Genomic DNA, 25,672 nt, shown 5'->3' on the forward strand with positions numbered 1-25,672 from the left:
CGACCGGCCGGAGAAGATCGTGTTCCCATGTCAGACTTTGGCACAGAGGTACTCTGGGTTCTAATCATTGCAAGCCTTGGCCTTTCCGCTGTTGCCCTGGTGTTCTCGATATCCCGCCGGCGCCACATACCTGCGGCCGCATCCTCCCCAGGCGATGACCTGGCTTCGGAAGCGGCTCGCACGGTGCTGCGGGAGTTTGAAAAGAATGGCCACTCGGCCGATGCAGCGCTGATCACATGGTCGCCCGACACCTTGCGCAAGATCCTGGCCGACGATCTGCCGGAGACGCAGGTGATCGTCGTATCCAACCGCGAGCCCTACATCCACAACACCAGGAATGATGGCATCGAGCTCCTGGTGCCGGCCAGCGGGCTGGTTTCGGCACTTGAGCCGATCACCCGCGCCTGTGCCGGCACCTGGATTGCGTATGGCGGCGGAACAGCGGACCGTCTTACCGTCGATGAGAACGACCGGGTTGAAGTGCCGCCCGGCAATCCGTCCTACACGCTGCGCAGGGTCTGGCTGAGCGAGGAAGAATACCAGGCCTATTATCTAGGCTTCGCCAATGAAGGCCTGTGGCCGCTTTGTCATATCGCCTTCACCCGCCCGATTTTTCGGGGGTCGGACTGGCAGGCCTATGAAGCCGCCAACCGGAAGTTCGCCGACACGGTGGTTGCCGAAGCGCGCAACGAGCGGCCGATCGTGCTGGTCCAGGACTACCATTTCGCGCTCTTGCCGCGCATGATCCGTGAGCGCCTGCCCGAGGCGATCATCATTACTTTCTGGCATATCCCATGGCCGAACTCGGAAGTGTACAGCATCTGTCCATGGCGTGAACGGATCCTGGAAGGTTTGCTCGGCAGCTCCATCATCGGCTTCCATACGCAGTTTCATGCCAATAATTTCACCGAGAGCGTCGATCGCATCCTGGAAAGCCGGATAGAACGGGCGGACGCGGCGATCTCCTATGGCGGGCAAACGACTCTGGTCCACGCTTACCCCATCTCCATAGAATGGCCGGCCGAACTGCTGGCAAGATTGCCGGCCGTCGAGGAATGCCGTGCCCGTGTGCGCCAAAGATTCGGGCTGCCTGCGAACGTCAAACTGTGCGTCGGCGTCGAGCGCCTCGACTACACCAAAGGCATTCCCGATCGCTTTCACGCCTTGGACGAATTGTTCACGCGATATCCCGAATGGGTAGGCAAAGTGGTTTTCCTGCAGGTCGCGGCGCCGAGCCGGGGCACATTGCCGGCCTACCAGCAACTTCATGACGAATGCCATCGCTCTGCCGAAGAGCTCAACCAGCGCTACGGCAGCGACAACTACAGTCCCGTCCTGATGCTCGCCGAACATCATTCGCAGGAGCAGGTCTACGAGATCTATCGCGCCGCCGACATATGCATGGTCACCAGCCTGCATGACGGCATGAACCTGGTGGCCAAGGAATTCGTCGCGGCGCGCGACGACGAACAGGGCGTGCTGCTGCTCAGCACCTTTGCCGGCGCTTCGCGCGAACTGCTGGAGGCACTGATCGTCAACCCCTATGATGCGACCATGATGGGCGAGGCGCTGCTGCAGGCGCTGACCATGACGCCGGACGAGCAGCGCGAGCGCATGCGGCCCATGCGCGAGATGATCCGCGACAATAATGTGTATCGCTGGGCCGGCAGCATGCTCTTGGACGCTGCGCGCCTTCGCAAACGCGGGGTGACCGGCAACGGCGAGCGGCCATCCAACAGCAACAACGTCGTTTCCATCTTCGAGCGGGCACGAAAGGCGGCGTCGTGACGGACCTACGACTGCCGCTGGCCCCCGACCTGCCGGAAGGGCAATGGGCGCTTTTTCTCGATATCGACGGCACCTTGCTGGAACATGCCGCTCATCCCGACGCTGTGTTCGTCGGTGATGAACTGCGTCAGCTTCTCGGAAATATAGAGCGAAGGCTGGGCGGCGCCCTCGCCTTCATCACCGGGCGTTCGGTCTCTGCCGCGGACAGATTGTTTCATCCCCTGAAACTGCGCGTTGCCGGGCTATACGGCCTCGAGCATCGGTTAACGGCGGACGGTCAAGTCGACCTTGCCGACGCTCCGGCGGATATCGCGGCTCTTGCCGACGAGATTGAGGCCGAACTGGGTGGACGCAAGGTCTATGTCGAGCGCAAGGGGCCAGTCTTGGCCATCCATACCCGCGCTGCGCCGCAACTGCTTGCCCGGGCAACGCAGCTTGTCGAACAAGCATTGACGCAGCTTCCGCGGGGGTACCGCGTGATTGCCGGAAACGCTGGCGTGGAACTCATGCCGCTGGAAGCCGTCAAAGGAGCTGCCATCCGGCGTTTCATGGAAATCCAGCCCTTTGCCGGCCGGCGACCCGTATTCCTCGGAGATGACACTTCGGACGAAAACGGTTTCGAGGCAATAAACGAGGGCAACGGCATCTCTATCCGCGTGAAGGCGCGCGGACCGACGGCTGCAAGCTATGTTCTGGACGACGTGACCCAGGCAATAGCCTGGCTCGAGGCCAATTTCGGCGCGGCGTGGGTGTCCTGATCGCGATCCCGGTGATCATCAGACAGGCTCGCGCCATGGCTAATCCCATCAACGCCGATTGGTTCCGGTTCAGCCGATCTTCCCGTCCACGATGTGAATGCGGCGATCCATGCGCGCCGCCATGTCGAGATCATGCGTAACTGCCACGACGGTCTTGCCGCGCTCGCGCACCAGATTCTCAAGAATTGCGAAGACTTGCTCCGAGCTCTTGCTGTCGAGGCTCCCCGTCGGCTCATCGGCGAGGATAAGCGGCGGGTCGTTGGCGAGCGAGCGCGCCACCGCGACGCGCTGACGCTGGCCGCCAGAGAGCTGGTCGGGCCGCTTGTCGAGATGTTCGCCGAGCCCCAGGGATGAAAGCAGTTCCCCGGCCCGTTCCCGCATCTGAGGCCGCGCCAGCCGGCCAAGCTTGCGCATTGGGATTTCGACATTTTCGCGCGCCGTGAACTCCGGCAGCAGAAAATGAAACTGGAACACGAAGCCCAGCATCGAAAGCCTGGTCCGCGCGCGCTCCCTTTCATTCATCGGCTCGGCATCGCGGCCGCCTATTGTCAACGTCCCGGCGGTCGGCCGGTCGAGCAGACCGAGCAGGTAGAGCAATGACGATTTTCCGGAGCCGGAGGGACCGGTGACGGCGACGAATTCCCTTTTGTTGATCGCCAGCGTGATGTCCTTGACCAGCGTGACGGGAACCGTCTCGGGCAACACGCGGGTCAGTTTCTCGGTCTCGATGAGTGCGCTCATGACGCGCCTCTGATGATCTCGACGGGGTTCAGGCGCGCCGCACGACGCGCCGGCAGGTAGCCGGCCACTGCCGCCGAGCCCAGCGCGAAGGCCGACGCGATGACGTAGTGCATCAAGCTCCAGGCGATCGGCAGCCGGGTCATCTCCTGGCCGGTCGCGGCGATCTCGAAACGCACCAGCGACAGCGCATAGGTCATGGAGACGCCGAGCAGCCCGCCGAGCACGGAGCCGGCAGCGCCGATCGCGACGCCTTCCAGCAGAAAGAGCCGGCGCATGTCGGACTCCGGGAAGCCAAGCGACTTCATGATGGCGATGTCGCGCGCCTTTTCGTGCGTGATGGTGGAGATGATGTTGTAGATGCCGAAGCCAGCGACCAGCATGATCGCGCCGACAACGGTGTACATGATGACGTTGCGTACGACGAGCGCTTCGAGGATCGATTCATTGGCCTCCTGCCACGCCACCGCCTTGTAGCCCAGTTCGGCCTCGGCACGCTGCGCCACCGCCGGAGCGCGGTCAGGATCGTCGAGCTTGATGCGGATCTCGTTGATGGCGTTCGGACGCGCCGAGAGGATCTGCGCGTTTTTCAGAAGCACATAGGCCTCGCCTTCGTCGCGCGCGGTGGTGCCGGTGTGGAACAGGCCGGCGATCTTGAAGTTGCGCGACAGTCCCTCGGAAGAAACCGCCGTTATCGTGTCGCCGAACCCGGCGCCGAGCCGGCTCGCCATCGTGTCGCCGATGAGCACGTTGTTGCCGCCCGCGGCAAGCGCCGAAAAGCTGCCTTCGACGAAATTTCCGACAATCGGCGACACGCCGGACTCGCGCTCCGGTTCGATGCCAATGATCGCCGCGCCGACTTCGCGGCTGGAAAAGCGGATCACACCCTGCGTTTTGAGGCTTGCCGCGAACCGACCGGGAATCCAGCTCTCCAGCCAGGAGGTCGCGGCGGTCGGGTTGATGATGCCGCGGCGATCGTCGCGCGGCCTGAGCCCGGAAATCGCGACAGTCGCAAAAGCATCCTCGGCCGGTTGACGGCGGGCTGTGCGCTGCTCGTCGGTGATGTCGACATGCGGCATCGTGTCGACGAGTTGCCTGACGAAATCGTCCTGCCCACCCTGCATCAGCGCCGCCATGGCAATGGAGAATCCGACACCGACCGCAACGCCGATCACGGCAACCAGCGTCTGGCGACCGCGGCCGGCAATGTGCGTGAGGGCGATGTCGAAGATGAGCGGCATCCTGCTTCATCGCTCCTGGGCGCCGGTGATGCTCACGCGCGCGCCGTTGGCGAGGTCGGCGGGATAGGGCGAGATGACGCGAGCCCTCTCCTCGACACTCGAGAGAACCTCGATGCCATTGGTGGCGCGAATGCCGGTTCGGATTTCACGTTGCCAGGCCTTGTCGCCTTCGACGACGAACACCTTATTCCCGTCCACAGCAACGGATGGGATCAACAGCGCGTTTTTCGAAACGCGGATGACGATGTTCACGTCGGTCGACATGCCGATACGAAGCGGCGTATCGTCCGGCAGGCGGAAACGGACGCGATAGGTCTTCGTCACCGGATCGCCCTTGGGTGTGATGCTGTCGACCACCGCTTCCAGGTTCTGCTGGCGGAACGCGTCGGATTTAAGCAACGCGCGCTGGCCGACCTCGACCCGGGGTATGTCCTCCTCGTTGACCTCGGCGACCACCAGGAGCGGCTTCGGCTCGCCGACCCAGAATAACACCGTGCCGAGTTCGGCGACCTCACCCACCTCGCCGTCCTGCCTGAGCACGACGCCGGCGCTCGGCGCGCGTAACACGTAGGTGTCAAGTCGCGCCTTCTGTCCGGCGACCAGCGCTTCGATCTGGCCGAGCTCGCTCTGCGCACGATCGAGAGCCTGCTGGCTCGCCGCACGCCTTTCGGCAAGCACCGTGAGCCGCCGGAGCTCTTCCTGGGCAAGCGCTTGACGCGCCTCGAGTTCGCCAAGCACGGCCCGGGCCTCGCTGTCGTCGAGCCTGGCGAGCACGTCGCCTTGTGCAACCCTCGATCCCTCGCAATTGCATTGCTCGACGATCCTTTCGCGAACCACCGGAGTTACCTTGGCCCAGGTTCGCGGCTCGACGGAGCCACTCGCGTAAACGACTTCCGCCGCGTCGCCGCGTTGTGGCGTCACCAGCGAAACCTTGGCCGGTTGCCACAGATACCAGGCGCCGAAAGCAGCCGCGGCCGCGACAACAACGATGCTGGCCGTCCAGCGTATCCGTCGCAAGAGACTCTCCTTCATGATCGAATCCGAATGTCCTGCGGTGACAGATAATAACACTAGACCGACCGTCGGTCTATAAAAGTTGCATAAAGCTCCGGTTCGTGCTCCTCTTGCTCCACCTGCACTTTGTGAGGTTCGATTTGCCCCGAGTGATAAAGCCGCCGGAGATACGATCCGCCGAGCTCCTCGACTGCGCCCAGCGGCTTTTCTTCGAGCGCGGCTACGACAACACGACGGTGAACGACATCATCCGCGAGGCCGGCCTGTCGAAGGGCGCGTTCTACCACTATTTCGCATCGAAAGAGGCCCTGCTGGAGGCGCTCGCCACACGTCTCGCCCGCGACAGCTTCACCGAGTTGCAGCCCTTGCTCAACGATCCCTCACTCGATGGGCTTGGCCGGCTCAATGCCCTGTTTGCCGGCTCGCGGCGGCTGAACGTCGAGCTTGCCCCGCAAATGCGCAAGACATTTTTCGTCCTGTTCCGGCCCGAGAACCTTGCCCTCTTCCATCGGGTCGACCAGGCGGCCAGGGAATTGGCCATGCCGATAATCACCGATCTGCTCAGGAAAGGCAGCGACGAAGGCATCTTCGACGTGCCCGACCCGGAAGCCTTCGCCGAGATGTTCTTGCAGCTGCGGCTGATCTTTCGGGATGTAATGCACCGCGCCCTGCTGAAAGCCGAGCAGGGCAATATCGACGAAGCGGCGCGGCTGCTCGACGATCGGCTGCGGCTCTACGGCATCGCGATCGACCGGCTTTTGAAGCTGCCCGATGGAACGATAGAAGCAGCGCAACCCGGGTTTGCCCGGGCTTTCCTCGAATCAGGCCCGTGAGCCGCAGAGTCCGCAAGCCGCGGAGCAGCAAATTCACCGCGCCTCGTATACCGGTGCAGTCCAAATCAGGGGGTCAGTGAAAGATGAGCCGCGAGCAGCTTCTCGCCGCCAGCAGGAGTCACGACGAAGAGGTGTTTGACCGCAGTATCGATGTGCAGATATTGCGACTGCGCCGCAAGCTCGAGGTCAACCCGAGCGAGCCGAAACTCATTGTCACCGAGCGGGGCGCCGGCTACGTCTTCGCTACCCGGGGTCGAGGTGCAGTGACCTTTCGAGGTGCCGTGACTTTGCCGAGTTCTTGGCAGGGTCAAGTTACTGGCAGGGGTCAAACAGGAACGTTCATCGCCTCAGCGCATGCACGCTATCAACATTGCCGCCGCCTATCGGCAGAGCCATGTCGTCGTCGAGCAAGCGCGTGATGCGGGCGAAGCCGGTAAAAGCCTTCCTTGCTTCCTCTGCCGACATCCCGCCCGCCAGAGCCGCGGAGCAGCAATTCACCGCGCATTGGTAGACTGGCCCACGCCGGCCGACTGGCCATCTACGCAAGAACTCCATCGCTTCGGCTACGCTATAAATCTCTTCGGCAGGACTTTCCTGCCCGCGCGAAATACGCACAGGCGTAAAGAATTGCAGGCGATCCATTGTTTCCTCCCGGTCGATCGTTATGTGCCTGATCGAACCTTTTGAACTTGCTGCTGACCATGTGTTTCCGGCAAACAGAACCCGATGATGAAAAAACTCGGGCCAAAAACGAAGTCTTTCACATCACTCGACCGAAATCGAATCACCAAACGTGACAAACATGTGACGAACCGTTGCCCGCCGCCGCACTGGGACTTCAATTATCCCGAGACGGAGCCTGGACGCGCTCATCCCGCATTTGAGGTATGCGGATTACGCAGCCGGATTTGGCTAGCCGCAGCAGGATCTCTTCTCAGTCAAAGCGTCAGTGGATCGAGGCAAGGAACTCCTAAGGGCTGGAAGTGTCTCAGGTTCCCAGTCAGGAGCGTCAAGGAGTTCGCTTTAGCGGTCGCGGCGATGAGAATGTCAGCCAGCCCTGGATGACTCCCTGCGGCTGTGGCGGCGTCTTCCATGAGGCCTGCCTCCAACGCCACCGCCGCATCGATCGGCAAGATTTCCGCGCTGTAGTCCGTCGTGATGCCCTGCAGCCACGCCATTAGCGTCAGAGCCTTCGCTGTTGCTCCCGAGCGGTCGAGCTTGGCGATGCCTCTCCGAAGTTCGTGGAGGGCAAAGGCAGGCACAAACAAGTTGCCCGTCTGCTGCAATAGCCAAGCTGCCGCATTCGGGGGCAGCGGAGGCTTTCCCGGCGCGGTCGCAGACAGCACCGAGGTGTCGAAAAGGTATGCGGTCAAAGGTTAACCTCGCGGCTTTGCTGGGTGCGGTCGCGCTCCGGTTCGAAGCCCTCGGGCCAACCGGGGAACGACAGCAGGTATTCCGCAAGGCTGGGCTTCTCGGGGTAAATCTTCCTCGCTTCTTCGATCGGAACGATAGCGGCCACTGGCTTGCCGTGCCTCGTGATCGTGATCGGTTCGCCGGCCTCGGCGGCATCGACGAGAGCCGTCAAAGTGGCCTTGGCTTCGCGAATGTTGATGTGTTTCACTGCTGTTGCCTCCCTTGTGGTTGCACGCAACTACATTTAGCAAATCCATCGTCTATTACAAGTGGACACTTCCCGGAGAACAGGCCATTCCGAAACGCGATCATTGGCGAAATCTTTTGCGAAGGCGTCTTTCTCCCCGTCTCTATACGGGGAGAAATGCCCGGCAGGGCAATGAGGGGCAGCGCCACCTGAGGCGATTTCCCGGAGGTGGAGTTGTCCTGGGGTGTCGATGTCAGCGCCGCCCCTCATCCGCCTGCCGGCACCTTCTCCCCGTATAGTGACGGGGAGAAGGGGGCTGGCCGCAACATCGGCGCCCCTTTCTGCAGCGCTGCAGATTGGCGAAATCTTTGGCCAAGGCGTCTTTCTCCCCGTCGCTATACTCTCCCTGGGAGAAGGGGAAGCCCTATCCGCCGACCATCTCGGCTAGCTTGCGCACGGTGTTCCAGTTGCGCGAGGTGCCGATGCCGAGCCATTTATGGCTTATCGCCGGCAAAAGACGCGAGCTTGGCGTCTCGCGCGAAAAGAAGATCCAGATGTCACCGCCGACGGCCTGCATCCGCTCATCCTTGCCGATATAGGCCTCCAGCGCCGCGACGGCCTCAGCGGGAACGGGCTTGCGCATCACGCGCACCGCTACCCGATCCGCGGCGGCAGCCGATTCGGCGGGAAACGGATTGCCGGCCGCAAGCTTCAACCAGTCATCTGCGCGGCGTACGATGATGTCGACATGGCGGCCGAAGGTCTTTTGGAACGCCGTCTCCAATCGGCGCTCCAGCGCGGCAATCTCTGTTTCTTTCGTTTCGAAAACCAGATTGCCGGTCGCCACCAGCGTGCGCGGGTTGTTCAGGCCCAGGCCTTCTGTCATGGCCCTGAGATCGGACATGACGACACGCCGCCCCTCGCCCAGGACGATGCTGTAAAGCAAAGCGACGTAGGTTTGCATGCTAGCCCGGATATCTCACGATAGCCTGTCGATTTAGACCAAGCGACTCTGCTCCACCGCCGCCTCGATGAAGCTGGCAAACAGCGGGTGCGGGTCTAGCGGCCGGCTTTTCAACTCGGGATGATATTGCACGCCGATGAACCAGGGATGGTCGGGATATTCGACCGTTTCCGGCAGCACGCCGTCCGGCGACATGCCGGCAAAAACCAGGCCGCAATCCTCGAGCCGCTCCTTGTAGTCGACATTGACCTCGTAGCGGTGGCGGTGGCGCTCGGAAATCTGCGTGTCGCCATAGATCTCGGCGATCTTCGAGCCCCTGGCGAGGTCCGCCTGATAGGCACCGAGCCGCATGGTGCCGCCGAGGTCGCCGGTTTCCCTGCGCTTCTCCAGCATGTTGCCTTTCAGCCATTCCGTCATCAGGCCGACGACCGGTTCCTCGGTAGGACCGAATTCGGTCGACGAGGCATGATTGACGCCGGCCAGCGAACGCGCTGCCTCGATGCAGGCCATCTGCATGCCGAAGCAGATGCCGAAATACGGCACTTTTCGCTCGCGGGCGAACTTCGCCGCAAGGATCTTGCCTTCAGCGCCGCGCTCGCCAAAACCGCCGGGGACCAGAATGCCGTGGACCTTTTCCAGCCACGGCGCCGGGTCTTCCTTCTCGAATATCTCGCTCTCGATCCAGTCGAGCTTGACCTTGACGCGGTTGGCGAGACCGCCATGCGACAGCGCCTCGATCAGCGATTTGTAGGCGTCCTTGAGGCCGGTATATTTGCCGACGACGGCGATGGTCACCTCGCCTTCCGGGTTGTGGATGCGTTTGGACACCGCTTGCCAGGGCTCCATCCGCGGCTTCGGCGCCGGATCGATGCCGAAAGCGGCGAGCACTTCCGAATCCAGTCCTTCATTGTGATAGGCCATCGGCACGTCGTAGATGTGCGGCACGTCGAGCGCCTGGATGACGGCGCTCTCGCGCACATTGCAGAACAGCGACAGTTTGCGGCGCTCTTCCCTGGGGATGGGGCGGTCGGCGCGGACCAGCAGGATGTCGGGCGCGATGCCGATGCCGCGCAATTCCTTGACCGAATGCTGGGTCGGCTTGGTCTTCAATTCGCCCGCCGTTGGAATATAGGGCATCAGCGTCAGGTGCACGTAGACGGCGTTGTTGCGCGGCAGGTCGTTGCCAAGTTGGCGGATCGCCTCCAGAAACGGCATCGCCTCGATGTCGCCGACGGTGCCGCCGATCTCGCACAGGACGAAGTCATAGTCGTCATTGCCGTTGAGAATGAAATTCTTGATCTCGTCGGTGACATGCGGAATGACCTGCACGGTGGCGCCAAGATAATCGCCGCGTCGCTCCCGCTCGATGATGTTCTTGTAGATGCGACCCGTGGTGATGTTGTCCTGCTGGTTGGCCGAGCGGCCGGTGAAGCGCTCATAATGGCCAAGATCGAGATCGGTCTCGGCGCCGTCATCCGTCACGAAGACTTCGCCATGCTGGTATGGCGACATCGTGCCGGGATCGACATTGAGATAGGGATCAAGCTTCTTGATGCGCGCGCGATAGCCTCGCGCCTGCAAGAGAGCCCCAAGGGCCGCTGCAGCGATGCCTTTTCCGAGTGAGGAAACCACGCCGCCTGTGATGAATACATATCGCGCCATGGGAGTCATCGCTTAACGCGGCCGAATTGATTCCGCCAGAGAAAAAACCGCCGCGAAGGCTTTTTCCCAAGAAGGCGCCCTGGTGATGCTCGAACCAAAACAAAAGGGCCGGCGAGGCCGGCCCTTTTGTTTGACCCGTCAAGGCGTCAGATGATGACGACCTTGGTGCCCACTTTCACTCTGCGATAAAGGTCCATGACGTGCTCGTTGATCATGCGGAAACAGCCGTTGGAGGAGCTCGTCCCGATCGACTGCGGCGCAATGGTGCCGTGAATACGCAGATGGGTGTCCTTCCTGCCGTCGTAGAGATAGATGGCGCGCGCGCCGAGCGGGTTATCGCCGCCGCCGGGCATGCCATCCTTGTACCGGCCGTAATTCTTCGGCTCACGCTTCTGCATGTCGAGCGTCGGGATCCAGCGGGGCCATTCCTGCTTGTCGCCGACGGCGACCGTGCCCTTGAACTGCAGGCCGTCACGACCGACCGCAATCGCATAACGGCGGGCGGTCCAGGAGGATTCGACGAGATAGAGGCGGCGCGCACTGGTATCGATGACGATGGTGCCGGGGCTATAGCCGGTGAACTCGACCTCTTGCGGCACGAACTCCGGCCTCACCTTGAACTGCTTCCTGGCTTCCTTGCTGGCGAGCGCGGCATCGAGGGCGCGGGTCTCGGGCAGCAACGACATCGACGAGGACGTGCCGCCGAACAGGCCGGCGAACAGCCCGACGCGCTGCGGCTTCTGTCCGACCGGCTCGCTGCGCAATTCGCCGTTGTTGCCGGTCAGCGCGACGTTCATGGCCTCGGCGGGAATGGCCTCGGCCGACTGGATTGCTGCGATGGGTTGCATAGGGTCGATGATCTTGACCGGCCTAGCATTGGCCAGCCTGGCTTGGCCAGCGGACTTATCCTTCTTGACGAGGCCCTTTTTGGCAAGAAACGCCCGCCGTTCCGCGTCCGACTTGGCTTTGGCCGCCTCGCGCATCGCCAGCTTCCTTGCCTCGATGGCCTTTACTCGAGCAGCCTGCTTGCCAGCCGCGATCTTGGCTTCGATCTTCCTGATCTGGGCAAGATCTGCCGCGGTCGGGTCTTTTTTCTTCTTGAGGAGTTTTAGTTGCGCCGAATCGCTTTTGGCGGCGACGTTGGCGACGTCAGTTGTGATTGCAGGGGCCGAATTGCCCGCCGGCATGGCCGCGTAAGCGGGCGCACCAAGGCTGAGCACGGCCCAAAGGCCGGCTAAAATGAAGCTGCGAAGCTGCATGGCGAAGATCCGATCGTTCAATGCTTGTTGCCACGGCGTTGCCCGGCGTCCCCCAAGGACCCCGAATGTGCCGCGCGCAATCTATAATCGATTAATCGGAGACGCCTCAAGCGCCCTGGCGTGCCGCGCCCGGTCGAATCCTCGCGATCGTGCGGCATTTGCCGCGACTGTGTTCAAACAACAACAGATCGCGGCGCCGGACGTCTGCTGATTACTGGTTTGGAACCTGCGGCGTTACTGGCTGGGTGGCGCCGTTTGTGGCCGGCGGCGTGGTCGCTCCCGCCGCTGGCGGTGCAGCGGGAGCCGGGGCTGCGGCATCATTGCCGGAAGGCGGCGTTGGCGCCGTATTGCCGGACGGCGGTGTCGGCGTCGTGGTGCCAGGCAACTGGTTGAGCACGCCGCCCCCGCCGTTCGTCACAGGCACGCGATCGAGAATATCGATCGGCTTCTCGCCGTAACGGGCGACGATCGACAAGGTCAGCGAGGTGGCGAAGAACGCCGCCGCCAAGATCGCCGTCGCCCGCGTCAGCGCGTTGGCGGCGCCGCGCGCGGTCATGAAGCCCGATCCGCCGCCGATGCCGAGGCCGCCGCCTTCGGAGCGCTGCAGCAGCACCACGCCGACAAGAGCGAGCACAACCATGAGGTGGACGACGATCAGTACGGTTTCCATTAGTTATCCTGGCAAAGCCTTGCGCGGCCGTAGATACGACCGGTGATTTGGAGGCGGGCTCAATACAATGCTTTGACGGCAATTCCAAGCCCGTGGCCGGAATATGGGAAGCAATGCCGCCGTTGCAACATTTTCCGCTGCGGCACAGTATCCAAAGTGCCCGACAGCCTTTCGATGCTAAAGCATGTCGCGCAAAAGCATGCCCTTGGGCCTGACCCGAGGGTGTGCAGCGGTTTTGCGATAACGACATGCGTAAAAACAACAACCTAAAGCGCGTCGCATTAGGCCGGCCAAACGCGACGCGCTTTAGGAGATGTTTCGATAGGCTTCGGCAATGCCGAGAAAGTCCGCCGCCTTCAGGCTGGCGCCGCCGACCAGCGCGCCGTCGACATTTTTTACGCCCAGCAGTTCGACCGCGTTCGACGGCTTGACCGAGCCGCCATAGAGGATGCGCATCTTTGCCGCTGCGCTGCCAAGCTTTTCCGACAGTTTTTCGCGAATATGCGCATGCGCCTCAGCAACGTCGGCGGCAGTCGGCGTCAGCCCCGTGCCGATCGCCCATACCGGCTCGTAGGCGATGACGGTATTCGATGCCGTTGCATTCGGCGGCACCGAGCCGGCGACCTGGCGCGACAGCACGTCGAGCGTGGCGCCCGCCTCGCGCTCGGCTCTCGTCTCGCCGATGCAGATGATGGCAACCAGCCCGGCGCGCCACGCGGCGGACGCCTTTGCCTGGACAATGGCGTCGTCCTCGTTTTGATCGGCGCGGCGTTCGGAATGGCCGACGATGACGTGACTGGCGCCCGCATCTTTCAGCATCTCGGCCGAAATACAGCCGGTATGGGCGCCGCTCTCCTTGCTGTGGCAATCCTCGCCCCCGGCCCGGACCGGCGTGCGCGACAAGATCTCCGCGGCATGCGCAAGCAGCGTCGCCGGAACGCAGACCAGCGCTTCGGTCTCGGCATCGAGCCCGCTCATGAAGCCGTTGCCGATCATCCTGAGTTCGTTGAGTGAGGCGCTGGTGCCGTTCATTTTCCAGTTGCCGGCGACCAGCGGGCGGATTCCAGGCGTCATGGGATTTGCTTCTCCGGGCAATATTCGGCTGCGTCCTCACTACCAAACTCAGCCCACAAAGCAATCGACAGTGGGCCGGAAGGACGCTATTGCGCTTGTTTCAGACTCGGCGCATGCGAAAATGCGCGAAAAAATCGGAAGTGACCATGCTTGGTATCTTGAGAAGCGCGGCTGGGACCTGGATCGCGAAAGCGCTGCTGATATTGTTGGTGTTGAGCTTCGCCGTCTGGGGCATTTCCGGACAGATGGTCGGTGGTTTTGCAGGCCACGACGCCGTTGTCACGGCCGGCGGCACCGAAGTGTCGATCAACGAGTATCGGCTGGCCTATGACCGGCAGATCAGCGTGATGTCGCAGCAATTCGGCCAGCGCATCAGCCGCGAGCAGGCGACGGCGCTCGGCCTCGACAACCAGGTGCTGGCGCAACTCGTGTCGGGCGCGGTCCTCGATGAGCAGGCCCGCAAGCTCGGGCTTGGGCTGTCCAAGGACCGGCTGGCCCAACTCACGCATGAAGACCCGGCCTTCAAGGGTCCCGGCGGCAACTTCGACAGAAGGACTTTCGAATACATACTGCAACAGGTCGGCATGCGGCCGGAAGACTATCTCAGGAATCGCGCCCAGGTGGCTGTGCGCCAGCAGATCGTCGAGGCGGTTTCGGACGGCCTCAAGGCCCCGAATACGTTCTTGAAGGCGGTCGCGCTTTATCGTGGCGAAGACCGCACCATCGACTATTTGACCTTGCCGAAATCGCTGGTCGAGCCGATCGAAGCGCCATCCGACACTACGCTTTCGGCGTATTTCGAGGAAAACAAGAAGACCTATGCGGCGCCCGAATACCGCAAATTCTCCTATGTCAGGCTCGAGCCGGAAGACATCATGGATGTGAGTGCCGTGACCGACCAGCAGGTCAACGACGACTACAACAAGAACAAGGGGCGCTACACCACGGCGGAAACGCGCACCATCGAACAGCTCGTGTTCAAAACGCCCGATGCCGCGAAGGCCGCGCTCGATTCACTCAAGACCGGCGCGACATTCGACAAACTCGTCGCCGCCGAGGGCAAGACGCAGGCCGACACGCTGCTCGGCACGCTGTCCAAGGACAAGATCGCCGACAAGGCGGTGGCGGATGCGGCGTTTGCGCTCAACGTCAACGAAGTCAGCCCGGTCGTTCAGGGCGCCTTCGGTCCGGTGCTGCTGCGCGTCACCGAGATCAAGCCCGAAGTGGTGAAGCCGCTGGCCGAAGTGGCCGCCGACATCCGCAAGGACCTGGCGCTGGGCGAGGCAAGCCGCATTCTGCTCGACGTGCATGACAGTTACGAAGACAGCCGCGCTTCGGGCAGCACGCTCGAGCAAGCGGCCGAAAAACTGAAGCTGAAGGTCGTCACCGTCGACGCGATCGATCGCACCGGCCTGAGGCCGGACGGCGCCATCGTCAAGGATCTGCCGGAATCGCCGGAGCTGATCAAGGCGGTGTTCGATGCCGAACCCGGTACCGAGAATCCCGACCTCACCACTGCCAACAACGGCTTCGTGTTCTACGAGGTGGATTCGGTCACGCCGGCCCGCGACCGCACGCTGGATGAAGTCCGCCAGAAGGTGGTGGCCGACTGGACGGCGGCGGAAACGACCAAGCGGCTCACCGCAAAAGCGCAGGAGCTCGAAAAGCGTCTCGAGGCCGGCACTACGCTCGACGTGATCGCGAGCGAGCTCAAGCTTGAGAAGCAGACCAAGCGCGGCGTCAAGCGCGGGGCGGACGACGCCGATTTCGGCAAGGAAGGGGCGGCTGCTATGTTCGGCGAAGGCGAAGGCGGGACCGGATTGATCCCCTCGCCCACCGGCGACGGACAGATCCTGTTCAGGATTGCCGAAGTGTTCGAGCCTGCCGGAGCCGACGCCAGCTCGGTGCCGGACGACGAGCAGAAATCGTTCACCGCCGGCATGTCCGACGACCTTCTCGACCAGTTGGTGGCGCAGCTGCAGACGCAATATGACGTTCGCATCGACCAAACCGCCGTTGCCCAAGCCCTGACCAGATGAGCGCGCTCAAGACCCATATCGCCAAGGTCGCCGCTGGCAGCTCCCTTTCCTTCGAGGAAGCGCGCGATGCCTTCGACATCATCATGTCGGGCGACGCTACGCCCGGCCAGATCGGCGGCTTCCTGATGGCGCTGCGCGTGCGCGGCGAGACTGTGAGCGAGATTTCCGGCGCCGTCGCCACCATGCGCGCCAAGATGCTGCGCGTCGACGCGCCGGCTGGCGCCATCGACATCGTCGGCACCGGCGGCGACAATTCGCACAGCGTCAACATCTCGACCGCATCCGCGTTCGTCATCGCCGCCTGCGGCGTGCCGGTGGCCAAGCACGGCAATCGCGGACTGTCCTCGCAGACCGGCGCCGCCGACGTGCTGACCGCGCTTGGCGTCAAGCTCGACATCCCGCCGGAAACGATCGGCCGCTGCATCCACGACGCAGGCGTCGGCTTCATGTTCGCACCGGCGCATCATCCGGCGATGAAGCATGTCGGCCCGATCCGCGCCGAGCTCGGCACCCGCACAATCTTCAACCTGCTTGGCCCGCTCTCCAATCCGGCTGGTGTCGTCAGGCAGATGGTTGGCGTCTTCTTGCCGGAATGGATCATGCCGGTGGCCGAGACGTTGAAGGCACTGGGCGCCGACCACGCCTGGGTCGCCCATGGCGACGGCTATGACGAGATCACCACCACCGGCGAAACCCAAGTCGCCGAACTGGTCGGCGGCGAGATCCGCAGCTTTACGCTGACCCCGGAAGCGGTCGGGCTGAAGCGGCATACCAAGGACGAGTTGCGCGGCGGCGATGCCGCCTACAACGCCCAGGCGCTGCGCGACATGCTGGGCGGCGCTGCCGGCGCCTTTCGCGATACGGTGCTGATGAACGCCGGCGCCGGACTGGTGGTGGCGGGAAAGGCGACGACGCTTGCCGATGGCATGGCGACGGCGGCGCAAGCCATCGACAGCGGCCGGGCGCTAAAGGTGCTTGACCGGCTGGTCGAGATTTCAAACGGATAGCGCCGTGTCTGATATCCTGCGCAAGATCGAAGCCTACAAGCGCGACGAGATCGCGGCGGCGAAGGCACGGGTGCCGTTTGCCGAAATCAAGGCACGGGCGAGGGCTACCGATGCACCGCGCGGCTTTCTCTCGGCCCTTGAAGCCAAACGCAAATCCGGCAGTTTCGCGCTGATCGCCGAGATCAAGAAGGCGAGCCCGTCCAAGGGCCTGATCCGCGCCGATTTCGATCCGCCGGCGCTGGCCCAGGCCTATGCCAAAGGTGGGGCTGCCTGCCTGTCGGTGCTGACCGATGCGCCGTCTTTCCAAGGGGCGCCTGAATTCCTCACCGATGCGCGCAGCGCCGTGACATTGCCGGCTTTGCGCAAGGATTTTCTGTTCGAGCCCTATCAGGTGTTCGAGGCCCGTGCGTGGGGCGCGGACGCCATCCTGATCATCATGGCGAGCGTCGATGACGCCGTGGCCAGGGAACTCGAAACGACGGCTTTCGAGCTCGGCATGGACGCGCTGGTCGAGGTGCATGACGAGGCCGAGACGGAACGCGCGCTGAAACTGTCGTCGCGGCTGATCGGCATCAACAACCGCAATCTCCGGACATTCGAAACCAGCATCGAGACATCGGAGCGGCTCGCGGCGATGGTGCCGGCCGACCGGCTGCTGGTCAGCGAGAGCGGTATTTTCTCGCACCAGGACTGCCGCAGGCTGGAACGGAGCGACATTGGCACTTTCCTCGTCGGCGAGAGCCTGATGCGGCAACTGGACGTGGCCACTGCGACGCACCTGCTTTTGACGGGCAAGGCGCCCGCCAATGCATCTGCCCGAAAATCGGAATCGATGTTCGGAGAGCATGATGCATAGATACAAAGCGTCAGAGTGTAGTTTGTGCGTCCAAACGGACGCACGTCGCTCCAGGGTGACCTGACGATGTCGGCCGCCCTCACCCATCTTGGCGCAGAAGGCGAAGCCAATATGGTCGATGTCGGCGACAAGGCGGAGACGACCCGCACGGCAATCGCCGAAGGTCTTGTCTCGATGCGGCCCGAAACGCTGAAAATGATTCTCGACGGCGATGCCAGGAAGGGCGACGTGCTGGGTACGGCGCGCATCGCCGGCATCATGGCGGCCAAGAGGACGCATGAGCTGATCCCGCTCTGCCATCCGCTGCTGTTGACCAAGATATCGGTAGACATCGAACCTGACGCGAAGCTGCCCGGCCTGAAGGTCACGGCGCTGGCCCGCGTCACCGGCAAGACCGGCGTCGAGATGGAAGCGCTGACCGCCGTCTCGGTCGCCTGCCTGACCATCTATGATATGGCCAAGGCGGTCGATCGCGGCATGGCCATCTCCGGCATCAGGCTGGTGGAAAAGACCGGCGGCAAATCCGGCGACTACAAGGCGGATGCCCAGGGGGCAGGCCAATAATGGCGCTGCTTGCGGTCGCCGAGGCGCTCGAGCACCTGCTTGCGGATGCTGCGCCCTTGCAGGCTGAAAGCGTCGCCCTGATGGATGCCGCCGACCGCGTGCTGGCGGAGCCGCTCATCGCGCTCCGCACCCAGCCGCCATTCAACGCGTCGGCCATGGACGGCTATGCCGTGCGGGCCGACGATGTCGCCTCCGTGCCCGCGAGACTTTCGGTGATCGGCATGGCGCCGGCCGGACGCGGCTTTGCCGGGACAGTCGGCCCGGCGCAGGCCGTGCGCATCTTCACCGGCGCGCCGCTTCCCGGAGGCGCCGACACCATCGTCATCCAGGAGAATGTCCGCGACCTCGGCGGCGGCATGGTCGAAGTGACCGCGCCGACGGTTGAAGGCCGCAACATCCGCCGCCTCGGGCTCGATTTCTCGCAGGGCGACATGCTGCTGGAGAAAGGCCGCCTGTTTGATCCGGCGGCATTGTCGCTGGCGGCGTCGGCCAACCACCAGCAGGTCCGCGTGGTGAAACGGCCGCTGGTCGCCATCATCGCCACCGGCGACGAATTGCTGCCGCCGGGCAGCGACCTTGGCCCCGGCCAGATCATCTCCTCCAATGCCTATGGCGTCGCCGCCGCGGCCCGCTCGGTCGGCGCCAGCGCCCTCGATCTCGGCATCGCCGCCGACCGCAAGGACGCGATCGCCGCGCTGGTGACAAAAGCCGTCGCCGCAGGCGCGGACGTCATCGTCACGCTGGGCGGCGCCTCGGTCGGCGACCATGACCTCGTCCATGACGTGCTGACCGGCGAAGGCATGGCGCTCGATTTCTGGAAAATCGCCATGCGGCCCGGCAAGCCACTGATGTTCGGGCGGCTGGGCGCCATCCGCTGCATCGGCCTGCCTGGCAATCCGGTGGCCAGCCTGGTCTGCACGCAGCTCTTTCTGAAGCCGCTGCTGGCGCGGCTCGGCGGCCGCGCCTTCCGCCAGGACATGCGTCAGGCGCGGCTCGGCGCCGCCATGCCGGCTAACGATCTCAGGCAGGACTATGTACGCGCGGTGGTGAAGGAAGAAGCTGGCACGCTTGAGGCAACGCCGTTCAGTATCCAGGATTCCTCGATGCTCAGAATGCTGGCCGACGCCAACGGACTGGTCGTGCGCGAGCCATTCGCTCCCGCAGCCGCAGCGGGCGCCGCCTGCAGCGTGCTGATGCTACGCTGAACAAAACGTCAACACATTCATTAAACTTTAAATGGTTGCGGAACACAACTGGAACAGATAGTGTTTGTTCTGGGTTTGTTTTTCTGATTCTGTTGGGGGTCGCGATGCTGACACGCAAACAACATGAACTGCTGATGTTCATCCACGAACGGCTGAAGGAAAGCGGCATTCCGCCCTCGTTCGACGAGATGAAGGAAGCGCTCGACCTCGCCTCCAAATCGGGGATCCACCGGCTGATCACGGCGCTGGAGGAACGCGGTTTCATTCGCCGCCTGCCCAACCGCGCCCGCGCGCTGGAGGTGCTGCGCCTGCCCGATTCGATCGCGCCGGGCCTCAATGCGGCGCGCAAATTCTCGCCGAGCGTCATTCAAGGCTCCCTTGGCCAGGGCGGCCTCGGACGCCAGATCAAGCCAGCGCCTTCGCGCATGCGTGCTGCCGGCAATGACGACGACGTCGTTGCCACCGTCTCCATACCGGTGATGGGCCGCATCGCTGCCGGTGTGCCGATCGACGCCATCCAGCACCAGACGCATTCGATCTCGGTGCCACCGGACATGATCACCGGCGGCACGCACTACGCGCTGGAGGTCAAGGGTGATTCGATGATCGAGGCCGGCATCTTCGACGGCGACACGGTCATCATCCGCAACGCCGAAACCGCCCAGCCTGGCGAGATCATTGTCGCTCTGGTCGACGAGGAGGAGGCGACGCTGAAGCGATTCCGCCGCAAAGGTGCCTCGATCGCACTGGAAGCCGCCAATCCGGCCTACGAGACGCGCATCTTCGGGCCGGACCGGGTCAAGGTGCAGGGCAAGCTCGTCGGACTGATCCGGCGTTACTGAACGGCAGGCTTCTTGGGTTTCTCGGCCCTGCGGTATGGCGGCAGGCCCCTCGCCTCGCGCGAAAATCGCCGCTGCTCATGCCAAGGCCTGTATGGCTGTCTGACGGCAAAACGGATTTCTGCGCGCGTTGTCGCCGATAGCGGATCGAAGAAGACGGCGGCACTGCCCATGCGAGCGAGCTGCCGTTTGGTGACGACGAGAACCAGCGGGTTGCGGCAGGGTTTGTAATAGGCTGTGGCATCGTCGATGACGATCAAATCCGCAAAGGCACAGGCCGGCCGCGCGGTTTTGCGGTTGTCGGCGAGCGCGATGAGCGCGCCGGACGGATGCCGGGCCAGGCACAGGCCGGCAGTGCAGGTGAAAGGCGCTCCCGGCGGCAGGTCGGCCGGATCGGCGATGTCGAACCGCACATCTCCTTTTTCGAATGTCTCCGGCTCGACGATCGTTGTTGAAACCAGCGCATGTTTCCAGTTGTCGGTGGTGAATTCGTTCGAACGCATCCGGTTGACGGCAAGTTCGCCGCCGCCGATCGGCAGCGCCACCAGATGCGCATCCTCCGAGATCAGCACGTCGGGGGTGCGCGTCTCGGAAATCGTCAGCAGGCCGGCGAGCGCAAAGGGAAGTGCCGCAAGCCGCAGCCATGTCGTCGCCATCGTGGCGATGACTAAGGCGACCGTCACCAGCAGAACCGATTGCAACGAAATCAGGCCGACTGCATCGACGGGCGAACGCTCCGAGATCCATCCCGAAATTGCAATCATCGCCGTCAGGCCCTTGCCCATCATGTAGAGGAAAGGGCCGTCGAGGCCGAAAGGCATTGCCAAGGCGCTGAGGACCGCCAGGAACATGACGATCGTGACGATCGGCATGACGGCCAGGTTGGCGAACAGGCTGAGCGGCGAGACGCGCTGGAAGTGCCAGATGGCGAAGAGCGCGGTGGCGCTGCCGGCAATGATGGAGGTCATTGCGATGGTGCCTGCCCCGGCGACGAGCTTGCGCGTGACGAAAGCGACCGGTGACCGTCGCTGTCGCGGCGCCTTGGCCTTGTCGGCACGATAGTCGGACCAACCGGCATAGGCGCCCACGAGAGCCGCAGTCGCGGCGAACGACATCTGGAAGCTTGCGCCGACCACCTCGTGCGGCGACACGACGATAACGGCGATGGCCGAAATCGCCAGGTTGCGCATGGTGAGTGCCGCCCGGTCGAACAGCACGGCGACAAGCATTACTGCCAGCATGATGAAGCTGCGTTCAGCCGCGACCACGATACCGGAAAAGATCAGATAGGCAGCGATGGAGACGAGTGCGGCAGCAGCCGCATATTTTTTGACCGGCCGGCGCGACGAAAAGTCGGGAAACAGCGCAAAGGCGCCGCGCAGCAATCCCATGACGGTGCCGGCGACAAGCGCCATATGCAGGCCGGAAATGGAGATGATGTGGTAGATGCCGGTGCGCCGCATCGATTCGTTTATCTCTTCGGGGATGCCGGCACGCACGCCGACGATCAGCGCAGCGGCAATCTCCCCCTCGGCACCACCGATGCTGTCCCTGATATGGTCGGCGATGGATTCGCGCGCCTTCTCGATCGACGAAGAAAGGCGTGCGGTTAACGGTGCATCTTCGGAGACGACGATCTTTGGACTGCCGAGGAAAAAGCCACTGGCACCGATACCGGCGAAATAGCTGTCAAAGGAAAAGTCAAAGCTGTCCGGTCTGACCGGGCCAGTCGGAGGCAGAAGCCTCACATAGCCGGTTGCCACCGAGCCTGCGGTCATCTCAGCGGGAATCTTGCGTGCCGACACCCTGACACGTTCGGGTGCATAACGCAGTGTCGGCCGGGCGGTCGACATCACATCGATGGTCAGCCTGATCCGGCCGTTCGCCATCTGGTCGAGCCTGACGACACGGCCGGTCAGCCGGGTCTGGATTTCCGAACCGAGCATCTTCGTTCCGGCGCGCCAGGTTTCAACCTTGGCGGCGAGCACACCAAGCGCGCACAGCAACGCTGCCATGAAGCACAGGTGCGTTTTGCGGCGTGAGCGCGTGACGGCCGCACACAATGCCGTAAGGACCACGACGGCGATGGGCTGGGCAAAGTCCGGTTCGACGGCAAGCGAAAAATAGACGATCACCCCGCATGCTAGGAAAACCGGCACCAGCAGGAAGGCGACGCCCCGGTCGAGTTCCAGGCCGGCTGCCGCGGCCACGCTGTTGCGGACACCGGATGGTGAAAGATGGCTGAGCTGTCGGCGAAAACGAATGACAGGGCCGGGTGCTGAAGCCGGTATCGGCGCCGGGCGATCCGGCGAAAGAGGTTGGATGCTCAGCGGCGACGCAGGCAGCGAAACGGGTAGCGACTCAGTGCGAGGAACGTCGGCAAACAGCGATCGTTCGCTGACGCTTGCGGTCGCGCCCTCGCTCTCGTCCACGCCGCGGCCTGGTCCAGCCATAGGGTTCGCCCCTTGCGCCCTTGACCTCCTATGCTACATGAACGCGCGACGCGCGAAAGTCCGCGCACCACATCCGTTTTCTGCGCTTGCCCAGGAGTTCCATGTCCGACAAGGTCGTCACCCGTTTTGCCCCTTCGCCCACCGGATTCCTGCATATTGGCGGGGCGCGCACGGCGCTGTTCAATTGGCTGTATGCGAAACACACTGGCGGCAAGATGCTGCTGCGCATCGAGGACACCGATCGCGAGCGTTCGACCGATGCGGCAACCGCTGCCATCCTCGATGGGCTCTCCTGGCTCGGCCTCACCTGGGACGGCGAACCGGTATCCCAGTTCGAGCGCGCGCCGCGCCACCGCGCGGTTGCCGAGGAGCTGGTGCGCCTCGGCAAAGCCTATTACTGCTATGCGACGCCGGCCGAGCTGGAGGCGATGCGCGAGAGTGCGCGGGCCAAGGGCTTGCCTCCCCGCTATGACGGCCGCTGGCGCGACCGCGACCCGTCAGAGGCACCGGTTGGCGCCAGGGGCGCGATCCGCATCAAGGCGCCGGCCGAAGGCGAGACGGTGGTACATGACCGCGTGCAGGGCGGAGTCCGCTTCCCCAACAAGGACCTCGACGATTTCATCATCCTGCGCTCGGACGGCAACCCGACCTATATGCATGCCGTCGTCGTCGACGACCACGACATGGGCATCACCCACATCATCCGCGGCGACGACCATCTGACCAATGCCGCCCGCCAAATGGTGATCTATCGAGCCTTGGGCTGGGAGGTGCCGTCAATGGCGCATATCCCGCTGATCCATGGCGCCGACGGCGCCAAGCTGTCGAAGCGGCACGGCGCCCTCGGCGTTGAAGCCTATCGCGCCATGGGCTATCTGCCCGAGGCACTGCTCAACTACCTGGCGCGGCTCGGCTGGAGCCACGGCGACGACGAGGTCATATCGATCACCGACATGATTGCGTGGTTCGACATCGGCGATGTCAACAAGGGGGCCGCCCGCTTCGACTTCGCCAAGCTCGAGGCGCTGAACGGCGTGCATATGCGGCGCATGAACGAGCCCGAATTGCTCGATATCTTCATCAACACCTTGCCCTATCTCGAAGGCGGCCCGGCGATCGCAGCGCGCCTCGACGACACACGCAAGGCGCAGTTGCTGGCCGCCCTGCCCGGCTTGAAGGAGCGCGCCAAGACGCTGGTCGAGCTGGTCGACGGTGCCGCCTTCCTGTTTGCCGAGCGGCCGCTGCCGATCGACGAGAAGGCGGCGGCGCTGCTCGGCGGCGAGGCGCGCGAGATCCTGCGGGGCGCCCATGCGGCGCTGAAGGCGATTTCAGGGGATTGGACGGCCGCAGCGGCGGAAGCGGCGATCCGCGAATATGCGCTCGCCGGCGGCCATAAGCTTGGCGCAGTGGCCCAACCCTTGCGCGCCGCGCTAACCGGCAAAAGCACCTCGCCCGGCGTGTTCGACGTGCTTGCCGTGCTTGGCCGCGAGGAAAGCTTGGCGCGCGTCGCGGATCAAATCGATTAGCAAAACTGGCCCAAGAAGATTGGCATTGAAAGGTGGGTTTCGCAGTGCAACATTAGGTCTTGGCCCAATTTGGCACGCAATCCAATTGCGGGCGCAAACGCGCGAACTCCGATACTTTCGACGTTTTGCGTTGCAGAAATTTTGCCTTTGCCGACATGAGAAAACAAAAAGGAGTTTGCAATGTCCGAAGCTGCGACAAAAATGGAATTTGGCGGCAAAACCCACGCGTCGACCGCGAAACTTGAATTCGGCGGCAAAACTCACGAACTCAAGGTGCGAAGCGGCTCGGTCGGACCTGACGTCATCGATATCGGCGCGCTTTACAGCACCACCGGGGCCTTCACCTACGATCCCGGCTTCACCTCGACGGCAAGTTGCGAGTCGGAAATCACCTTCATCGATGGCGATGCCGGCATCCTTTTGCATCGCGGTTATCCGATCGACCAGTTGGCCGAGCACGGCGACTTCCTCGAAGTCTGTTATCTCCTGCTCTACGGCGAACTGCCGACCAAGGCGCAGAAGGACGATTTCGACTACCGGGTCACGCGCCACACCATGGTGCACGAGCAGATGTCGCGCTTCTTCACCGGCTTTCGCCGCGACGCCCACCCGATGGCGGTGATGTGCGGCGTGGTCGGTGCGCTGTCAGCTTTCTATCACGATTCCACCGACATCTCGGACCCCTACCAGCGCATGGTCGCATCGATGCGGCTGATCGCCAAGATGCCGACGATCGCGGCGATGGCTTACAAATACCACATCGGCCAGCCCTTCATTTACCCCAAGAACGAGCTGAATTTCGCGGCCAACTTCCTGCATATGTGCTTTGCCGTGCCGTGCGAGGAATACAAGATCAACCCGGTGCTGGCGCGTGCGATGGAGCGCATTTTCATCCTGCACGCCGATCACGAGCAGAACGCCTCGACCTCGACCGTTCGCCTCGCCGGCTCGTCCGGCGCCAATCCGTTCGCCTGCATCGCCGCCGGCATCGCCTGCCTGTGGGGACCGGCCCATGGCGGCGCCAACGAGGCAGCCTTGAACATGCTGGGTGAGATCGGCCAAGTCGACCACATCCCGGAATTTATCGCCCGCGCCAAGGATAAGAACGATCCGTTCCGATTGATGGGCTTTGGCCATCGCGTCTACAAAAACTACGATCCACGCGCCAAGATCATGCAGAAGACCGCACATGAGGTTTTGGGCGAACTCGGCATCAAGGACGATCCGCTGCTCGACATCGCCATGGAACTGGAGAGGATTGCTCTGACCGATTCCTATTTCATCGAGAAGAAGCTTTATCCGAACGTCGATTTCTATTCCGGCATCACGCTGAAGGCGCTGGGCTTCCCCACCACCATGTTCACCGTGCTGTTCGCGGTCGCCCGCACCGTCGGCTGGATCGCGCAGTGGAAGGAGATGATCGAGGATCCGCACCAGAAGATAGGCCGCCCGCGCCAGCTCTATACAGGTGCGCCGGAACGCGACTACGTGCCGATTGCTAAACGGTGAATAGTGAATAGTGAATAGTGAATAGTGAATAGTGAATAGTGAATAGTGAATAGTGAATAGTGAATAGTGAATA

Annotated in this window: 23 protein-coding genes and 1 pseudogene; 12 read left to right on the forward strand and 12 right to left on the reverse strand. The window is 62.9% G+C overall.

Annotated features, from left to right (window positions below; all coding sequences use genetic code 11):
• Window positions 1–27: 27 nt before the first annotated feature.
• Together AC0L2K_RS21830 and otsB are read left to right on the forward strand one after the other, a co-directional pair.
• A complete protein-coding gene (locus tag AC0L2K_RS21830) occupies window positions 28–1,788 on the forward strand; it encodes an alpha,alpha-trehalose-phosphate synthase (UDP-forming) (RefSeq protein ID WP_287228153.1) in 1,761 nt (586 codons plus the stop codon).
• On the forward strand, window positions 1,785–2,546 hold the full coding sequence (gene otsB, locus AC0L2K_RS21835; protein ID WP_023798576.1) for a trehalose-phosphatase: 762 nt from the start codon (window positions 1,785–1,787) through the stop codon (window positions 2,544–2,546). The genes AC0L2K_RS21830 and otsB overlap by 4 nt, the downstream gene beginning before the upstream one ends.
• Window positions 2,547–2,615: 69 nt before the next feature.
• Here otsB and AC0L2K_RS21840 read toward each other — a convergent pair whose 3' ends face one another.
• Genes AC0L2K_RS21840 through AC0L2K_RS21850 form a run of 3 tightly spaced genes read right to left on the reverse strand, consistent with a single transcriptional unit; the run spans window position 2,616 to window position 5,557 of the window.
• A complete protein-coding gene (locus AC0L2K_RS21840; RefSeq protein ID WP_023798577.1) occupies window positions 2,616–3,287 on the reverse strand; it encodes an ABC transporter ATP-binding protein in 672 nt (223 codons plus the stop codon).
• On the reverse strand, window positions 3,284–4,525 hold the full coding sequence (locus tag AC0L2K_RS21845; protein ID WP_287228155.1) for an ABC transporter permease: 1,242 nt from the start codon (window positions 4,523–4,525) through the stop codon (window positions 3,284–3,286). The genes AC0L2K_RS21840 and AC0L2K_RS21845 overlap by 4 nt, the downstream gene beginning before the upstream one ends.
• 6 nt (window positions 4,526–4,531) lie before the next feature.
• On the reverse strand, window positions 4,532–5,557 hold the full coding sequence (locus AC0L2K_RS21850; protein ID WP_287173736.1) for an efflux RND transporter periplasmic adaptor subunit: 1,026 nt from the start codon (window positions 5,555–5,557) through the stop codon (window positions 4,532–4,534).
• Between the two features lie 131 nt (window positions 5,558–5,688).
• Between AC0L2K_RS21850 and AC0L2K_RS21855 the strand changes: the two genes are divergently transcribed.
• Both AC0L2K_RS21855 and AC0L2K_RS21860 read left to right on the forward strand, forming a co-directional pair.
• Window positions 5,689–6,372, forward strand: a complete 684-nt coding sequence (locus AC0L2K_RS21855) for a TetR/AcrR family transcriptional regulator (protein WP_245277644.1) — start codon at window positions 5,689–5,691, stop codon at window positions 6,370–6,372.
• Window positions 6,373–6,455: 83 nt separating this feature from the next.
• Window positions 6,456–6,617 (forward strand): annotated as a pseudogene (locus AC0L2K_RS21860) (winged helix-turn-helix domain-containing protein); the annotation flags it as partial.
• A 94-nt stretch (window positions 6,618–6,711) separates the two neighbouring features.
• Here AC0L2K_RS21860 and AC0L2K_RS21865 read toward each other — a convergent pair.
• The 8 genes from AC0L2K_RS21865 to tpiA form a co-directional block, all read right to left on the reverse strand.
• Window positions 6,712–7,014, reverse strand: a complete 303-nt coding sequence (locus AC0L2K_RS21865; RefSeq protein WP_473532299.1) for a DUF982 domain-containing protein — start codon at window positions 7,012–7,014, stop codon at window positions 6,712–6,714.
• Between the two features lie 296 nt (window positions 7,015–7,310).
• Entirely contained in the window at window positions 7,311–7,745 is a 435-nt protein-coding gene (locus AC0L2K_RS21870; protein ID WP_128168168.1) for a type II toxin-antitoxin system VapC family toxin, read from the reverse strand.
• The gene (locus AC0L2K_RS21875) at window positions 7,742–7,993 is read right to left on the reverse strand and encodes a type II toxin-antitoxin system Phd/YefM family antitoxin (RefSeq protein WP_023798583.1); all 252 of its coding nucleotides are present in this window, start codon (window positions 7,991–7,993) and stop codon (window positions 7,742–7,744) included. Before AC0L2K_RS21875 ends, AC0L2K_RS21870 begins: the two co-directional genes overlap by 4 nt.
• A gap of 403 nt (window positions 7,994–8,396) precedes the next feature.
• Complete coding sequence (locus tag AC0L2K_RS21880) at window positions 8,397–8,936, reverse strand: DUF1697 domain-containing protein (protein WP_128168167.1); 540 nt, start codon at window positions 8,934–8,936, stop codon at window positions 8,397–8,399.
• 33 nt (window positions 8,937–8,969) lie between these two features.
• Window positions 8,970–10,607: a CTP synthase gene (locus AC0L2K_RS21885; RefSeq protein WP_084833810.1), complete on the reverse strand. Its 1,638-nt coding sequence runs from the start codon at window positions 10,605–10,607 to the stop codon at window positions 8,970–8,972.
• 137 nt (window positions 10,608–10,744) lie between these two features.
• On the reverse strand, window positions 10,745–11,857 hold the full coding sequence (locus AC0L2K_RS21890) for a L,D-transpeptidase (RefSeq protein WP_128168166.1): 1,113 nt from the start codon (window positions 11,855–11,857) through the stop codon (window positions 10,745–10,747).
• A gap of 211 nt (window positions 11,858–12,068) precedes the next feature.
• Window positions 12,069–12,527, reverse strand: a complete 459-nt coding sequence (gene secG, locus AC0L2K_RS21895) for a preprotein translocase subunit SecG (RefSeq protein WP_023801242.1) — start codon at window positions 12,525–12,527, stop codon at window positions 12,069–12,071.
• Window positions 12,528–12,833: 306 nt separating this feature from the next.
• Window positions 12,834–13,601 (reverse strand): triose-phosphate isomerase, encoded by a 768-nt coding sequence (gene tpiA / locus AC0L2K_RS21900; protein ID WP_091593810.1) that lies wholly within the window; start codon window positions 13,599–13,601, stop codon window positions 12,834–12,836.
• A 146-nt stretch (window positions 13,602–13,747) separates the two neighbouring features.
• Here tpiA and AC0L2K_RS21905 point away from each other — a divergent pair, with 146 nt between their 5' ends.
• From AC0L2K_RS21905 to lexA, 6 genes are all read left to right on the forward strand, one after another.
• Window positions 13,748–15,640 (forward strand): SurA N-terminal domain-containing protein, encoded by a 1,893-nt coding sequence (locus tag AC0L2K_RS21905; protein ID WP_287228156.1) that lies wholly within the window; start codon window positions 13,748–13,750, stop codon window positions 15,638–15,640.
• A complete protein-coding gene (gene trpD, locus AC0L2K_RS21910) occupies window positions 15,637–16,647 on the forward strand; it encodes an anthranilate phosphoribosyltransferase (RefSeq protein WP_023801239.1) in 1,011 nt (336 codons plus the stop codon). Before AC0L2K_RS21905 ends, trpD begins: the two co-directional genes overlap by 4 nt.
• 4 nt (window positions 16,648–16,651) lie before the next feature.
• Entirely contained in the window at window positions 16,652–17,503 is an 852-nt protein-coding gene (gene trpC, locus AC0L2K_RS21915; protein ID WP_128172419.1) for an indole-3-glycerol phosphate synthase TrpC, read from the forward strand.
• A gap of 66 nt (window positions 17,504–17,569) precedes the next feature.
• On the forward strand, window positions 17,570–18,067 hold the full coding sequence (gene moaC, locus AC0L2K_RS21920; RefSeq protein ID WP_128172418.1) for a cyclic pyranopterin monophosphate synthase MoaC: 498 nt from the start codon (window positions 17,570–17,572) through the stop codon (window positions 18,065–18,067).
• On the forward strand, window positions 18,067–19,272 hold the full coding sequence (locus AC0L2K_RS21925) for a molybdopterin molybdotransferase MoeA (protein WP_287173747.1): 1,206 nt from the start codon (window positions 18,067–18,069) through the stop codon (window positions 19,270–19,272). Before moaC ends, AC0L2K_RS21925 begins: the two co-directional genes overlap by 1 nt.
• Window positions 19,273–19,376: 104 nt before the next feature.
• A complete protein-coding gene (gene lexA, locus AC0L2K_RS21930) occupies window positions 19,377–20,114 on the forward strand; it encodes a transcriptional repressor LexA (RefSeq protein WP_128172416.1) in 738 nt (245 codons plus the stop codon).
• On the opposite strand, the gene AC0L2K_RS21935 is transcribed toward lexA, so the two are convergent.
• Complete coding sequence (locus AC0L2K_RS21935) at window positions 20,108–22,564, reverse strand: ComEC/Rec2 family competence protein (RefSeq protein ID WP_287173749.1); 2,457 nt, start codon at window positions 22,562–22,564, stop codon at window positions 20,108–20,110. The genes lexA and AC0L2K_RS21935 overlap by 7 nt on opposite strands.
• 101 nt (window positions 22,565–22,665) lie before the next feature.
• Here AC0L2K_RS21935 and gltX point away from each other — a divergent pair, with 101 nt between their 5' ends.
• Both gltX and gltA read left to right on the forward strand, forming a co-directional pair.
• On the forward strand, window positions 22,666–24,090 hold the full coding sequence (gltX, locus tag AC0L2K_RS21940; protein WP_128168159.1) for a glutamate--tRNA ligase: 1,425 nt from the start codon (window positions 22,666–22,668) through the stop codon (window positions 24,088–24,090).
• A 180-nt stretch (window positions 24,091–24,270) separates the two neighbouring features.
• Window positions 24,271–25,599 carry a citrate synthase gene (gene gltA, locus AC0L2K_RS21945; protein WP_031255684.1) on the forward strand — a complete coding sequence of 443 codons (1,329 nt, stop codon included), beginning with the start codon at window positions 24,271–24,273 and terminating at the stop codon, window positions 25,597–25,599.
• Window positions 25,600–25,672: the final 73 nt, after the last annotated feature.

It is taken from the genome of Mesorhizobium sp. WSM4817 (assembly GCF_055811135.1).